A 14,102-nucleotide genomic window follows, 5' to 3' on the forward strand; every position below is an offset into this window, starting at 1 on the left:
CTCGCCGAAACGGGAGAGCCCCACCGTGACCGACACCGCCCTGTCCGAGCGCAGCGCCGATGTGATCGTCGTCGGCGCCGGCCCGTCCGGTTCGACGACCGCCTACTACCTGGCGAAGGCCGGACTCGACGTCCTGCTGCTGGAGAAGACGGCGTTCCCGCGCGAGAAGGTGTGCGGCGACGGACTCACCCCCCGGGCCACCAAGCAGCTCGTCGGCATGGGCATCGACATCTCCGAGGAAGCGGGCTGGCTGCGCAACAAGGGGCTGCGGATCATCAGCGGCGGACTGCGGCTGGAAATGGACTGGCCGGACCTGGCCGCGTACCCGAACTACGGACTGGTGCGCAGGCGTGAGGACTTCGACGAGCTGCTCGCCCAGCAGGCGGTCAAGGCCGGCGCGCGGCTGTACGAGCGGTGCAACGTCGGCGGCCCGATCACCGACGAGCGCACCGGCCGGATCATCGGCGTCCAGGCCAAGTTGGGCGAGGAGAAGACCCCGGCCGCCTTCTACGCGCCCCTGGTGGTCGCCGCCGACGGCAACTCCACCCGGCTGTCCCTGGGGATGGGGCTGCACCGGCGCGAGGACCGGCCGATGGGCGTCGCGGTCCGGACGTACTTCACCTCCCCCCGGCACGAGGACGACTACCTCGAGTCATGGCTGGAGCTGTGGGACCGGCGCGGCCCGCAGGCCCGCCAACTGCCCGGCTACGGCTGGATCTTCGGCCTCGGTGACGGTACGTCGAACGTGGGCCTGGGCATCCTGGACTCCTCCGCGGCGTTCCGCGAACTGGACTGGCGCGAGGTGCTCAAGGCGTGGGTCGGCTCCATGCCGGAGGACTGGGGCTTCACCCCGGACAACATGACCCAGCCGATCCGCGGCGCCGCCCTCCCGATGGCCTTCAACCGCCAACCGCACTACACCCGGGGCCTGCTGCTGGTCGGTGACGCGGCCGGCATGGTCAACCCCTTCAACGGCGAGGGCATCGCCTACGCGATGGAATCCGGCCAGCTCGCCGCCGACGTCATCACCCAGGCCCACGCCCGCGCCACCGCCGCCCAGCGCGAGTTGGCGCTGGCCGGCTACCCGCGCGTCCTCAAGTCCACCTACGGCGGCTACTACAACCTCGGCCGCGCCTTCGTGAAGCTCATCGGCAACCCCAAGATCCTCCAGCTCGCCACCCAGCGCGGCCTCACCCACCCCATGCTGATGCGCTTCTGCCTCAAGCTCCTCGCCAACCTCACCGACCCCCAGGGCGGCGACGCGATGGACCGCATCATCAACGGCATCACCAAGATCACCCCGCGCGCCTGACCGCGGGATCACCCCGCGCGCCGGACGGATCGGCGCGGGGCCCCGCCCGGCCCCGCGCGGTCGCGGCGGACACGTCCGCGCCCGAAGGCCGCCGCGGCCTCCCCAGCGGGGAGGTCGCGGCGGCCTTCGGGGTCGGGTCGGGGTCGGGTCGGGGTCGGGTCGGGGTCAGAGGACGGAGACCGCCCAGTCCGGCATGTAGTCGGCCAGTTGGTGGATGGCGACCGGGGTGGAGGGGTTGGCCGCGTCCAGGTACTGGCCGTCGCCTATGAAGACGCCCACGTGGTAGGCGCTGCCCTCGCCGCCCCAGAAGATGAGGTCGCCGGGCTGGAGGGCGCTGACGGAGACCGGGGTGCCGGCCGTGGACTGCTCCTGGGAGGTCCGCGGCAGGTCGACGCCGATCGAGGCGAACGCGGCCTGGGTGAGCCCGGAGCAGTCGTAGGAGCCGGGGCCGGTGGCGCCGTAGACGTACGGCTTGCCCAGCTGGGACTTCAGGAAGGCGATCAGCTGGTCGACCTTGCCGGAGGACGCCGGGGCGGCGGACGCGGTCGACGCCGTGGCCGTCGGCGCGGCCGAGGACGCGATCGGGGTGGCGGCGGCCGTGGTGGCGAGGCGGGGCCGCGCGGCGGCCCTGGCCGCCGCCGCGCGTTCCCGGGCGGCCTTGGCCTTCTTCGCGGCGGCCGCGGCCCTGGCCTCGGCGAACCGCTTGGCCCTGGTCGCGTCTTTGGCGGCGTCGGCGACGGCCTGTTCCCTGGCGGCGGCCAGCGACGCGTCGATGGCGTCCTGTTCGAACGCGGCGGCGGCCTGCCGGGCGCTGTCGGCGATCGTGACGGCCGCGAAGGTGCCGGTGTCCGTCGTGCGGTCGGGGCGCGTGTTGTCGGCCATGGCCGGAGCGGCCGCGCCGCTGAGAGCGAGCGCGCTGACGGCACCGCCGACGAGTCCGGCCCTGCGCACCCACGTGGGGTGGCCGGGCGCCGCGTGCCGCCGGCGGCGGGTATGGGGAGGCGAATCGGACGTATGCGTCCGTAGCTGGTTCGGGGACATGCGCTCCTGGCTATCAGGAACGGTTGGTTCCGTTCAACAAAGGTGGGATGCGCCACACTTGACGTGTTCACGGCCTAACTGACCGTTTTGCGATCGTGGCCGCCGACGGCTTTGCTCCGGTTTGGGCCGGCTGGCGGCGTATGCGTTCGTGCGCCGGTTCACGCGCGCCAATTCCGCGCTCCCCAGGCTCAGTCGACGGCGCCGCCGCGCGCTACCACGGGGTCCCGTCCAAGGCCAATTTGCTTCCGCCTGCCGCCGCTTGATAATGCGCGCACCTCTCTGACCAGCGGTAATACCCGGGGTTGGGCGGGGAAGTGGGTGTTTGGGGCTCATCGGCCGCATGATCACCGCTCATCCGACTTCATGATCGTTCGCCTCGTGGTGGAGATCACAAAGCCGGGGGCGTACCCCGTGTCGCAGATCACAGACCGGGAGGCATAGGATGCAGGCGACTTGGGCTTGTGAACTGCCTCACATAGACGCGATCTTCGCGGATCTGTGACCCGGCGAGCGCCCAGGCCACGGTCCGTACAGGTCAGTCATTGTCGACTGGAAGGAGCGGGGGACGGTGAACGCTTACGCGCCCATCCTCGTGCTGGGAGGCATCGCGGCCGGCTTCGCGGTCTTCTCCGTTTTCATGGCCTCGATCATCGGGCCGAAACGGTACAACCGGGCCAAGTTGGAAGCCTACGAGTGCGGCATCGAGCCGACGCCCCAGCCGGCCGGCGGCGGTCGCTTCCCGATCAAGTACTACCTGACGGCGATGCTCTTCATCGTCTTCGACATCGAGATCGTCTTCCTCTATCCCTGGGCCGTCACCTTCGACCGGCTGGGGATGTTCGGGCTGGTGGAGATGCTCCTCTTCGTGCTGACCGTCTTCGTCGCCTACGCCTACGTGTGGCGTCGTGGCGGCCTCGAATGGGACTAGGAAACCGGGACTAGGGGACCGAAGGGGACTCAGGAGCCAACGCATGGGTATCGAAGAGAAACTGCCGAGCGGATTTCTGCTGACGTCGGTGGAGACCGCGGCGGGATGGGTACGTAAGGCGTCGGTTTTCCCGGCCACCTTCGGACTCGCCTGCTGCGCCATCGAGATGATGACGACAGGCGCCGGGCGCTACGACATGGCCCGGTTCGGCATGGAGGTCTTCCGCGGCTCGCCGCGGCAGGCCGACCTGATGATCGTGGCGGGCCGGGTCAGCCAGAAGATGGCGCCGGTGCTGCGGCAGGTCTACGACCAGATGCCGAACCCGAAGTGGGTCATCTCGATGGGCGTCTGCGCCTCCAGCGGCGGGATGTTCAACAACTACGCGATCGTCCAGGGCGTCGACCACGTCGTGCCCGTCGACATCTACCTGCCCGGCTGCCCGCCGCGGCCGGAGATGCTGCTCGACGCGATCCTCAAGCTGCACGAGAAGATCCAGCACGGCAAGCTCGGCGTGAACCGCGTGGAGGCCGCCCGCGAGGCGGAGGAAGCGGCTCTCAAGGCGCTCCCCACCATCGAGATGAAGGGGCTCCTGCGGTGACCACCCCGAACAACGGCACCCCGAAGAACGGCGCGGGCGACGGCGGCCCGCCCGGCGGCGCCCCCGCCGGTCTGCCCGGCCGGCGCGACGAGGGCGCCGGCGAGGTCATCGGCGTCCGCCACGGCATGTTCGGCGGCTCCGGCGAGCACGGCGCCGGCGACACCTCCGGCTACGGCGGCCTGGTCCGCACGGTCCGGCTGCCCGGCGCCGGCAGCCGCCCGTACGGCGGTCCCCGCGGTGAGACCGGCGAAGGGCCCTTCGACGAGATCGCCGACGAACTCGAGGGCGCCCTGGAGGAGCAGGGCCTGCCGCCGGCCGAGGCGATCGAGAAGACCGTGGTGGACCGCGGCGAACTCACCTTCCACATCGCCCGCGAGCACCTGGTCCGGGTGGCCAGGACCCTGCGCGACGACCCGGCGCTGCGCTTCGAGCTGTGTACCGGCGTCAGCGGGGTGCACTACCCCGGTGACCAGGGCCGCGAGCTGCACGCCGTCTACCACCTGCGCTCGATCACCCACACCCGGCTGATCCGGCTTGAGGTCGGCGTCCCCGACACCGACCCGCACGTCCCGTCGCTGGTCCCGGTCTACCCGACCAACGACTGGCACGAGCGGGAGACGTACGACTTCTTCGGGATCGTCTTCGACGGCCACCCGGCCCTCACCCGGATCATGATGCCGGACGACTGGCCGGGCCACCCGCAGCGCAAGGACTACCCGCTCGGCGGCATCCCCGTCGAGTACAAGGGCGCCCAGATCCCGGCTCCCGACCAGCGGAGGTCGTACAGCTGATGAGCAGCACACACAGCACTCCCCACGCGCCCGCCCAGGCCGAGGAGCGGGAGACCACCGAAGGCCGGGTCTTCACCGTCACCGGCGGCGACTGGGACGAGCTGGCCGAGTCCGTCGCCAAGGCCGACGACGAGCGGATCATCGTCAACATGGGGCCGCAGCACCCGTCCACTCACGGCGTGCTCCGGCTGATCCTGGAGATCGACGGCGAGACGGTCACCGAGGCGCGCTCCGGCATCGGGTACCTGCACACCGGCATCGAGAAGAACATGGAGTTCAGGACCTGGGTCCAGGGCTCCACCTTCGTGACCCGGATGGACTACCTGACGCCGCTGTTCAACGAGACCGCGTACTGCCTGGCCGTCGAGAAGCTGCTCGGCATCACCGACCAGGTTCCGGACCGGGCCACCGTCATCCGGGTGCTGATGATGGAGCTCAACCGGATCTCCTCGCACCTGGTCGCCGTCGCCACCGGCGGCATGGAGCTGGGCGCCACCACGATCATGATCTACGGCTTCCGCGACCGCGAGATGATCCTCGACATCTTCGAACTGGTCACCGGCCTGCGGATGAACCACGCCTACATCCGGGTCGGCGGCCTCGCCCAGGACCTGCCGCCCGGCGCGGTCGACCAGGTGCGGGAGTTCGTGAAGAAGTTCCGCAGGAACCTGCCGGAGTACGACAAGCTCGCCACCGGCAACCCGATCTTCAAGGGACGGATGCAGGACGTCGGCTACCTGGACCTGACCGGCTGCATGGCGCTCGGCGCCACCGGACCGATCCTGCGCGCCGCCGGACTGCCGTACGACCTGCGCAAGGCCGACCCGTACTGCGGCTACGAGACCTACGACTTCGACATCCCGACCGCCGACAGCTGCGACTCCTACGGCCGCTTCACCGTCCGGCTGCAGGAGATGCGCGAGAGCCTGCGGATCGTCGAGCAGTGCCTGGACCGGCTGGCGCCGGGACCGGTGATGGTCGAGGACAAGAAGATCGCCTGGCCCGCGCAGCTCGCGCTCGGCCCCGACGGCCTCGGCAACTCCCTGGACCACATCAAGAAGATCATGGGCACCTCGATGGAGGCCCTGATCCACCACTTCAAGCTCGTCACCGAGGGCTTCCGGGTGCCGGCCGGCCAGGCGTACACCGCGGTGGAGTCGGCCAAGGGCGAGCTGGGCGTGCACGTGGTCAGCGACGGCGGCACCCGCCCGTACCGGGTCCACTTCCGCGACCCCTCCTTCACCAACCTGCAGACCATGGCGGCGATGTGCGAAGGCGGCCAGGTCGCCGACGTCATCGTCGCGGTGGCGTCCATCGACCCCGTGATGGGAGGTGTCGACCGATGACAGAAGTCGCCCTGGGCCTTCCGCAGCTGCCCGCGCCCGACTTCCCGGCCGACGTCCGGGCCCGGCTGGAGACCGACGCCAAGGAGGTGATCGCCCGCTATCCCGGCTCGCGCAGCGCCCTGCTGCCGCTGCTGCACCTGGTGCAGTCCGAGGAGGGGTACGTCTCCCGCACCGGCATCCGCTTCTGCGCCGAGCTGCTGGACCTCACCACCGCCGAGGTCACCGCGGTCGCGACCTTCTACACCATGTACCGCCGCAAGCCCTCGGGCGACTACCAGGTCGGCGTCTGCACCAACACGCTGTGCGCCGTCATGGGCGGTGACGCCATCTTCGACGAGCTCAAGCAGTACCTCGGCGTCGGCAACGACGAGACCACCGCGGACGGCAAGGTCACCCTCGAACACATCGAGTGCAACGCGGCCTGCGACTTCGCCCCGGTGGTGATGGTCAACTGGGAGTTCTTCGACAACCAGGACCCGCAGTCGGCCAAGCAGCTGGTGGACGACCTGATCGCCGGCCGCGAGGTCCGCCCGACCCGCGGCGCGCCGCTGTGCACGTACAAGGAGACCGCCCGCATTCTGGCCGGCTTCCCCGACCAGCGGCCCGGCGCCAACGACGCCACCGGCGGCGCCGGCCCGGCCTCGCTGGCCGGCCTCAGGCTGCACCGCGGCGACGGGGCGCCGGCCAAGGTCGTCGGCCAGCGCGCCGAGCCGCCCGCCGAGGACGCCGGCACGTACGCCACGCCGACCTCCCCGTCGCCCGCCCAGCACCTCAGCTCGCACGACGCGCCGCTGCCGACCGCCGAGTCCGCCCCGGCCCACCCCGCGGACCCGGTGGCAGACAACTCCGCCGCCGACCGGAACGCCGCGAACGGCACCGGCCGGAACGGCACCGAGGAGGAGAGCGAGTGATGACCGCGGAACCGGCCGAGAAGCTGCTCGCACCCGTACTGTCGGCGTTCTGGGACGACCCGCGGTCATGGACGCTGGACACCTACCGCAGGCACGAGGGCTACGAGGCCCTCACCAAGGCGCTCGCCATGGCGCCCGACGACCTGATCGCGTACGTCAAGGACTCCGGACTGCGCGGCCGCGGCGGCGCCGGCTTCCCCACCGGGATGAAGTGGCAGTTCATCCCGCAGGGCGACGGCAAACCGCACTACCTCGTCGTCAACGCCGACGAGTCCGAGCCCGGGACCTGCAAGGACATCCCGCTGCTCTTCGCCAACCCGCACGCGCTGATCGAAGGCATCGTGATCGCCTGCTACGCGATCCGCTCCCACCACGCCTTCATCTATCTCCGCGGTGAGGTGGTGCCCGTGCTGCGCCGGCTGCACGAGGCGGTACGCGAGGCGTACGAGGCCGGATACCTCGGCGAGAACATCAACGGCAGCGGCTTCGACCTGGAACTCACCGTGCACGCCGGCGCCGGCGCGTACATCTGCGGTGAGGAGACCGCGCTGCTGGACTCCCTGGAGGGCCGGCGCGGCCAGCCGAGGCTGCGGCCGCCGTTCCCCGCGGTGGAGGGGCTCTACGCCTGCCCCACCGTGGTGAACAACGTGGAGTCGATCGCGTCGGTTCCCGCGATCATCCAGCGCGGCAAGGAGTGGTTCAAGTCGATGGGCAGCGAGAAGTCCCCGGGCTTCACGCTGTACTCGCTGTCCGGCCACGTCGCCCGCCCCGGCCAGTACGAGGCGCCGCTCGGCATCACGCTGCGGCAGCTGCTCGACCTGAGCGGCGGGATCCGGCCGGGCCACCGGCTGAAGTTCTGGACCCCGGGCGGCTCCTCCACCCCAATGTTCACCGACGAGCACCTGGACGTGCCGCTGGACTACGAGGGGGTCGGCGCGGCCGGCTCCATGCTCGGCACCAAGGCGCTGCAGTGCTTCGACGAGACGACGTGCGTGGTGCGGGCCGTCACCCGGTGGACCGAGTTCTACGCCCACGAGTCGTGCGGCAAGTGCACGCCGTGCCGCGAGGGCACCTACTGGCTGGTCCAGCTGCTGCGCGACATCGAGGCCGGCAAGGGCCGGCCCGAAGACCTCGACAAGCTCAACGACATCGCCGACAACATCAACGGCAAGTCCTTCTGCGCGCTCGGCGACGGAGCCGCCGCCCCGATCTTCTCCTCGCTCAAGTACTTCCGCGCGGAGTACGAGGAGCACATCGAGCACAAGGGCTGCCCCTTCGACCCGGCCCGCTCCACCGCCTGGGCCGACAAGTCCCGTACGGAGGCCCTCGCGTGACCGTCACTACCAGCGCACCCTCCGGAGGAGCGGCGGCCGTGCCGCCGGAGAACCTGATCGCCGTCACCATCGACGGCATCGGGATCTCCGTCCCCAAGGGCACCCTTGTCATCCGGGCCGCCGAGATGCTCGGCATCGAGGTACCGCGGTTCTGCGACCACCCGCTGCTCGACCCGGTGGGCGCCTGCCGCCAGTGCATCGTCGAGATCGAGGGCCAGCGCAAGCCCGTCGCGTCCTGCACCATCACCTGCACCGACGGCATGGTGATCTCCACCCAGCTCTCCTCGCCGGTCGCCCGGAAGGCGCAGCGCGGCGTGATGGAGCTGCTGCTGATCAACCACCCGTTGGACTGCCCGGTCTGCGACAAGGGCGGCGAGTGCCCGCTGCAGAACCAGGCGATGCAGGTCGGCGAGCCGGACACCCGGTTCCAGGGCCGCAAGCGCACCTACGACAAGCCGGTGCCGATCTCGGCGCAGGTGCTGCTGGACCGCGAGCGGTGCGTGCTGTGCGCGCGCTGCACCCGCTTCAGCCAGCAGATCGCCGGCGACCCGATGATCGAACTGCTGGAGCGCGGCGCGCTGGAGCAGGTCGGCACCGGCGCCGGCGACCCGTTCCAGTCGTACTTCTCCGGCAACACCATCCAGATCTGCCCGGTGGGCGCGCTCACCTCCGCCGCGTACCGCTTCCGCTCCCGGCCGTTCGACCTGGTGTCGTCGCCGTCGGTGTGCGAGCACTGCGCCGGCGGCTGCGCCACCCGGACCGACCACCGGCGCGGCAAGGTGATGCGGCGGCTGGCCGGCAACGACCCGGAGGTCAACGAGGAGTGGCTGTGCGACAAGGGCCGCTTCGGCTTCCGGTACGCGCAGCGGCCCGACCGGATCAGCCACCCGCTGGTCCGCGGCGCCGACGGTGAACTGGCCGCCGCCAGCTGGCCCGAGGCGCTGGCCGCAGCCGCCGCCGGGCTGACCGCGGCGGCCGGCCGGGCGGCGGTGCTGACCGGCGGCCGGCTCACCGTCGAGGACTCCTACGCCTACGCCAAGTTCGCCCGGGTGGTGCTCGGCACCAACGACGTGGACTTCCGGGCCCGCGCGCACTCCGCCGAGGAGGCCGCCTTCCTGGCCGCCCGGGTGGCCGGCCGCGGCCACGACCTGGACCGCTCCGGCATCACCAACCGGCTGCTGGAGAAGGCGCCGACCGTCCTGCTGGCCGGCCTGGAGGCCGAGGAGGAGGCCCCCGGGGTCTTCCTGCGGCTGCGCAAGGCGTACCGCAAGTTCAAGCAGCAGACGTACGCGCTTGCCACCCACGCCAGCCGCGGCCTGGACAAGGCGGGCGGCATCCTGCTGCCGGCCGCGCCCGGCACCGAACCGGAGTGGCTGGACGCGCTGGCGGGCGGGGTCGGTCTGGACGAGGCCGGCCGGCTGGCCGCCGCGGCGCTGCGCGCCGAGGGCTCGGTCATCCTGGTCGGCGAGCGGCTGGCCGCCGTGCCCGGCGGGCTGACCGCCGCGATCCGGCTGGCCGCGGCCACCGGCGCCGAGCTGGCGTGGATCCCGCGCCGGGCCGGCGAGCGCGGCGCGGTCGAGGCCGGCGCGCTGCCCGGACTGCTGCCCGGCGGCCGGCCGGTCACCGACCCGCGGGGCCGCGAGGAGGTGGCCGCGATCTGGGGCGTAACCGCGCTGCCCACCCGCGCGGGCCGCGACACCGACCAGATCATCGCCGCGGCGGCGGACGGCGGACTCGCCGCGCTCGTCGTCGGCGGCGTCGAGGTCGCCGACCTGCCCGACCCGGCGCTGGCCCGCCGGGCGCTGGACGCGGTGGGCTTCCTGGTCAGCCTGGAGCAGCGGCCCAGCGAGGTCACCGAGCGCGCCGACGTGGTACTCCCGGTCGCCGCGGTGGCCGAGAAGTCCGGCGCGTTCCTCAACTGGGAGGGCCGGCTGCGGCTGTTCGAGGCCGCGATCAAGCCGGACCAGGCCACCACCCGGCACCAGCTGCCGGACGCCCGGGTGCTGACCATGCTCGCCGACGCCCTCGATGTGTCGCTGGGCCTGGCCGAGGTCCGGCAGGCGCGCGCCGAACTCGACCGGCTCTCCGGCTGGTCGGGCACGTACGGCACCCCGCCGGCCGAGACGTCCGTGGCGCTGCCGCGGCCCGAAGCGGGCCAGGCGGTGCTCGCCGGCCACCGGCTGCTGCTCGACCAGGGCCGGCTCCAGGACGGCGACGAGGCCCTGGCCGCCACCCGGCACGCCGCGGTGGCCCGGCTGTCGGCCGCGACCGCGGCGGAGGCGGGCCTGGCGGCGGGCGACCCGGTACGGGTCACCGGACCGGCCGGCACGGTCACGCTGCCTCTGGTGGTCACCCCGATGCCTAACCGGGTGGTCTGGGTGCCGCTCAACTCCGTCTCGGGCGGCGTGGCGTCCGACACCGGCGTCCGCCCCGGCCAGGTCGTCGGCATCGGCCCGGAGGTGGCCGAATGAACGCGACGAGCCGTGGAGCCGGGACGAACCGGACGAGCCAGACGAGCCGGATGGACAGCCCGACGTCGGCTCGCCGCCGCTGGGCCGGCCGGCCGCGGCCGAGCTCCGCCGCGGCGGAAAAGTGTGCGGAGGCACAGTCATGAGCGCATCGCTCGCGGCCACCACCGAGAACCTGTCGTTCTTCGGGACCGACACCTGGTGGCTGATCCTCATCAAGGCAGTGTTCTGCTTCGCCTTCGCGATGCTGACCGTGCTGTTCTCCATCGTGTGGGAGCGCAAGGTCGTCGCCTGGATGCAGCTGCGCATCGGCCCCAACCGGCACGGGCCCTGGGGCATGCTCCAGTCGCTCGCCGACGGCGTCAAGCTGATGCTGAAGGAAGACCTCGTCGTCAAGCGCGCGGACAAGGTGGTGTTCATCCTCGCGCCGGTCGTCGCGGCGATCCCGGCCTTCATGTCGTTCGCGGTGATCCCCTTCGGCCCCGCCGACAACGAGGTGTCCGTCTTCGGACAGCGCACCGCGCTGCAGCTCACCGACCTGCCGATCGGCATCCTGTTCATCCTGGCCACGGCCTCGGTCGGCATCTACGGCATCGTGCTCGCCGGCTGGTCGTCCGGCTCCACGTACCCGCTGCTCGGCGGCCTGCGCGCGTCCGCCCAGATGATCTCCTACGAGATCGCGATGGGCCTGTCCTTCGCGGCGGTCTTCCTCTACTCCGGCTCGATGTCCACCTCGACCATCGTCGAGGCCCAGCACGACCGCTGGTACGTCATCCTGCTGCCGGTGTCGTTCGTCATCTACATCTTCACGATGATCGGCGAGACCAACCGCGCCCCCTTCGACATGCCCGAGTCCGAGGGCGACCTGGTCGGCGGCTTCAACACCGAGTACAGCTCGATCAAGTTCGCGCTGTTCATGCTGGCCGAGTACGTCAACATGGTGACCGTCTCGGCGGTGGCCACCACCCTCTTCCTCGGCGGCTGGCGCGCGCCCTGGCCGATCTCCACCTTCTGGGAGGGCGCGAACCACGGCTGGTGGCCGATGCTCTGGTTCGTCGTCAAGGTCCAGCTGCTGCTGTTCTTCTTCATCTGGCTGCGCGGCACCCTGCCCCGGGTCCGCTACGACCAGCTGATGAAGCTCGGCTGGAAGGTGCTGATCCCGGTCTCCATGGTCTGGCTGATGCTGGTGGCCGCGGTCCGCGCGATGCGCAACGAGAACTACGACTTCACCAGGATCGTGCTCTACATCGGCGGCGCGGTCCTCGCGCTGCTGCTGATCTCGCTGCTGGTGGACCTGTTCCGGGACCGCGGGGACAAGCCGCAGACCGGCGGCCCGCTCGCGCCACCGCAGCGGTTCGACCCGATGGCCGGCGGCTATCCCGTGCCGCCGCTGCCGGGACAACAGGCGGAGCGGGTACCGCGCCGCCCCAGCCGGGCACAGCCCCAACTCGTCGGCGCGCCCGGACCGTCGGGCGCGGACGACGCCCAGACGGACAAGAAGGAGGACGGCGATGCCTGAGTTCCTCGGCCCGGTCGCAGGCTTCGGCGTGACCTTCAAGGCCATGTTCAAGAAGCGGCTCACCGAGCAGTACCCGGAGTACAAGAAGCCGACCGCACCGCGCTTCCACGGCCGCCACCAGCTCAACCGGCACCCGGACGGCCTGGAGAAGTGCGTCGGCTGCGAACTGTGCGCCTGGGCCTGCCCGGCGGACGCGATCTACGTGGAGGGCGCGGACAACACCGACGAGGAGCGCTACTCCCCGGGTGAGCGCTACGGCCGCGTCTACCAGATCAACTACGCGCGCTGCATCCTGTGCGGCCTGTGCATCGAGGCGTGCCCGACCAGGGCGCTCACCATGACCAACGAGTACGAGCTCGCCGACCGGACCCGCGAGTCGCTGATCTTCACCAAGGAGCAGCTGCTGGCCGGCCTCGAGGAGGGCATGGTCGAGTCGCCGCACTCGATCTTCCCGGGCATGGACGAGGGCGACTACTACCGCGGCGCGGTCACCGAGGCGGCGCCCGGCACCGTACGGCAGGTGGCGGTCTCCAAGGGCGAGACGCCGGAGCCGGCGGAGGCGCCCGAGGAGAGCGCGGCCACCGAGGCGCCCGAGGTCGTCCCGGCGCCCGGCGGGTCGCAGCCGGCCGGAACGGGGGCCGAGGTATGAGCGCCCTCGCCGCCGCCGCGTCGCAGACCTCTACCGGCGAGGCCGTCCAGTTCTGGGTGCTCGGCACCGTCGCCGTCATCGGCGCGCTCGGCACCGTCCTGATGAAGAAGTCGGTGCACAGCGCCCTGTCGCTGGCCGGCACCATGATCGTGCTCGCGGTGTTCTACCTCGCCCAGGGCGCGTACTTCCTGGGCATCGTGCAGATCGTCGTCTACACCGGCGCGATCATGATGCTGTTCCTCTTCGTGGTCATGCTGGTCGGCATCACCGCCGCCGACTCCCTCAAGGAGACGCTCAAGGGCCAGCGCTGGATGGCCGCGATCTGCGGCCTCGGCTTCGGCATCCTGCTGATCGCCGGCATCGCCAACGCCTCGCTGGACACCTTCGCCGGCACCGGGCAGGCCGACGCCGCCGGCGGCGGCAACGTCCAGGGCCTGGCCAAGCTGGTCTTCACCCAGTACGTGTGGGCGTTCGAGATCACCGGCGCGCTGCTGATCACCGCGGCGATCGGCGCGATGGTGCTCACCCACCGGGAGCGCACCGAGGAACGCAGCACCCAGCGCCAGCTGTCCGAGGCGCGGGTGCGGGCCGGCCTCCAGGTCACCCCGCTGCCCGCGCCCGGCACCTACGCCCGGCACAACGCGGTCGACATCCCCGGCCTGCTGCCCGACGGCACCGTCTCCGAGCTGTCGGTCAGCTCCACGCTGCGCGAGCGCGGCCAGATCCGCGACGTGTCCGGTGACGCGATGCGGCGGCTGGCGGCGCTGGAGCAGCGTTCCGAGGAGTGGCTGGAGCGCGACGAGCCGGAACGCCCGGTGCTGCCGGTCCGCGAGGACACCGACCGGGCCGCCGAGCGGATCCGCGACGCCGACCGCGCCGAGAGGGGTGCCAAGTGAATCCGGCCAACTACCTGTACCTGGCCGCGCTGCTGTTCACCATCGGCGCCGCCGGGGTGCTGGTCCGGCGCAACGCGATCGTGGTCTTCATGTGCGTCGAGCTGATGCTGAACGCGTGCAACCTGGCGTTCGTCACCTTCTCGCGGCTGCACGGCAACCTGGGCGGCCAGGTGATCGCCTTCTTCACGATGGTCGTCGCCGCAGCCGAGGTCGTGGTCGGCCTGGCGATCATCGTGTCGATCTTCCGTTCCCGCCACTCGGCCTCGGTCGACGACGCCAATCTGATGAAGCTGTAGAGGGGCTGCGACA

General features: G+C 71.2%; 13 protein-coding genes. 12 read left to right on the plus strand and 1 reads right to left on the minus strand.

Going from position 1 to position 14,102, the window contains the following annotated elements:
- Window positions 1–25 precede the first annotated feature (25 nt).
- Entirely contained in the window at window positions 26–1,312 is a 1,287-nt protein-coding gene (locus RLT57_RS17740) for a geranylgeranyl reductase family protein (RefSeq protein ID WP_311298373.1), read from the plus strand.
- 165 nt (window positions 1,313–1,477) lie between these two features.
- Here the strand turns inward: RLT57_RS17740 and RLT57_RS17745 are convergent, their stop codons facing one another.
- Window positions 1,478–2,194, minus strand: a complete 717-nt coding sequence (locus RLT57_RS17745) for a C40 family peptidase (RefSeq protein ID WP_311298374.1) — start codon at window positions 2,192–2,194, stop codon at window positions 1,478–1,480.
- Window positions 2,195–2,921: 727 nt separating this feature from the next.
- Between RLT57_RS17745 and RLT57_RS17750 the strand changes: the two genes are divergently transcribed.
- The 11 genes from RLT57_RS17750 to nuoK all read left to right on the plus strand — a co-directional run bounded on the left by RLT57_RS17750 (window position 2,922) and on the right by nuoK (window position 14,089).
- Entirely contained in the window at window positions 2,922–3,281 is a 360-nt protein-coding gene (locus RLT57_RS17750) for an NADH-quinone oxidoreductase subunit A (protein ID WP_311298375.1), read from the plus strand.
- 43 nt (window positions 3,282–3,324) lie between these two features.
- The gene (locus RLT57_RS17755; RefSeq protein ID WP_311298376.1) at window positions 3,325–3,879 is read left to right on the plus strand and encodes a NuoB/complex I 20 kDa subunit family protein; all 555 of its coding nucleotides are present in this window, start codon (window positions 3,325–3,327) and stop codon (window positions 3,877–3,879) included.
- Window positions 3,880–3,950: 71 nt separating this feature from the next.
- Entirely contained in the window at window positions 3,951–4,670 is a 720-nt protein-coding gene (locus tag RLT57_RS17760; RefSeq protein ID WP_311300757.1) for an NADH-quinone oxidoreductase subunit C, read from the plus strand.
- Entirely contained in the window at window positions 4,670–6,016 is a 1,347-nt protein-coding gene (locus RLT57_RS17765; protein WP_311298377.1) for an NADH-quinone oxidoreductase subunit D, read from the plus strand. The genes RLT57_RS17760 and RLT57_RS17765 overlap by 1 nt, the downstream gene beginning before the upstream one ends.
- A complete protein-coding gene (gene nuoE / locus RLT57_RS17770; protein WP_311298378.1) occupies window positions 6,013–6,927 on the plus strand; it encodes an NADH-quinone oxidoreductase subunit NuoE in 915 nt (304 codons plus the stop codon). Before RLT57_RS17765 ends, nuoE begins: the two co-directional genes overlap by 4 nt.
- Entirely contained in the window at window positions 6,927–8,261 is a 1,335-nt protein-coding gene (nuoF, locus tag RLT57_RS17775; RefSeq protein WP_311298379.1) for an NADH-quinone oxidoreductase subunit NuoF, read from the plus strand. The genes nuoE and nuoF overlap by 1 nt, the downstream gene beginning before the upstream one ends.
- Window positions 8,258–10,732: an NADH-quinone oxidoreductase subunit G gene (locus RLT57_RS17780; RefSeq protein WP_311298380.1), complete on the plus strand. Its 2,475-nt coding sequence runs from the start codon at window positions 8,258–8,260 to the stop codon at window positions 10,730–10,732. The genes nuoF and RLT57_RS17780 overlap by 4 nt, the downstream gene beginning before the upstream one ends.
- 139 nt (window positions 10,733–10,871) lie before the next feature.
- A complete protein-coding gene (gene nuoH / locus RLT57_RS17785; RefSeq protein ID WP_311298381.1) occupies window positions 10,872–12,248 on the plus strand; it encodes an NADH-quinone oxidoreductase subunit NuoH in 1,377 nt (458 codons plus the stop codon).
- Window positions 12,241–12,897, plus strand: a complete 657-nt coding sequence (gene nuoI / locus RLT57_RS17790; RefSeq protein ID WP_311298382.1) for an NADH-quinone oxidoreductase subunit NuoI — start codon at window positions 12,241–12,243, stop codon at window positions 12,895–12,897. Before nuoH ends, nuoI begins: the two co-directional genes overlap by 8 nt.
- Window positions 12,894–13,793 carry an NADH-quinone oxidoreductase subunit J gene (locus RLT57_RS17795; protein ID WP_311298383.1) on the plus strand — a complete coding sequence of 300 codons (900 nt, stop codon included), beginning with the start codon at window positions 12,894–12,896 and terminating at the stop codon, window positions 13,791–13,793. The genes nuoI and RLT57_RS17795 overlap by 4 nt, the downstream gene beginning before the upstream one ends.
- Window positions 13,790–14,089, plus strand: coding sequence for an NADH-quinone oxidoreductase subunit NuoK (gene nuoK, locus RLT57_RS17800; protein ID WP_311298384.1), 300 nt, complete (start codon window positions 13,790–13,792; stop codon window positions 14,087–14,089). The genes RLT57_RS17795 and nuoK overlap by 4 nt, the downstream gene beginning before the upstream one ends.
- Window positions 14,090–14,102: the final 13 nt, after the last annotated feature.

The organism is Streptomyces sp. ITFR-21, assembly GCF_031844685.1.
Taxonomy (GTDB): Bacteria; Actinomycetota; Actinomycetes; order Streptomycetales; family Streptomycetaceae; genus Actinacidiphila.

Bases quoted from the DNA above. Each gene is read 5' to 3' on its own strand.
- nuoE (WP_311298378.1), top strand. From the start codon at position 6,013: ATGACAGAAGTCGCCCTGGGCCTTCCGCAGCTGCCCGCGCCCGACTTC.
- nuoH (WP_311298381.1), top strand. From the start codon at position 10,872: ATGAGCGCATCGCTCGCGGCCACCACCGAGAACCTGTCGTTCTTCGGG.
- RLT57_RS17755 (WP_311298376.1), top strand. From the start codon at position 3,325: ATGGGTATCGAAGAGAAACTGCCGAGCGGATTTCTGCTGACGTCGGTG.
- RLT57_RS17745 (WP_311298374.1), bottom strand. From the start codon at position 2,194: ATGGCCGACAACACGCGCCCCGACCGCACGACGGACACCGGCACCTTC.
- RLT57_RS17765 (WP_311298377.1), top strand. From the start codon at position 4,670: ATGAGCAGCACACACAGCACTCCCCACGCGCCCGCCCAGGCCGAGGAG.
- nuoF (WP_311298379.1), top strand. From the start codon at position 6,927: ATGACCGCGGAACCGGCCGAGAAGCTGCTCGCACCCGTACTGTCGGCG.
- nuoI (WP_311298382.1), top strand. From the start codon at position 12,241: ATGCCTGAGTTCCTCGGCCCGGTCGCAGGCTTCGGCGTGACCTTCAAG.
- RLT57_RS17795 (WP_311298383.1), top strand. From the start codon at position 12,894: ATGAGCGCCCTCGCCGCCGCCGCGTCGCAGACCTCTACCGGCGAGGCC.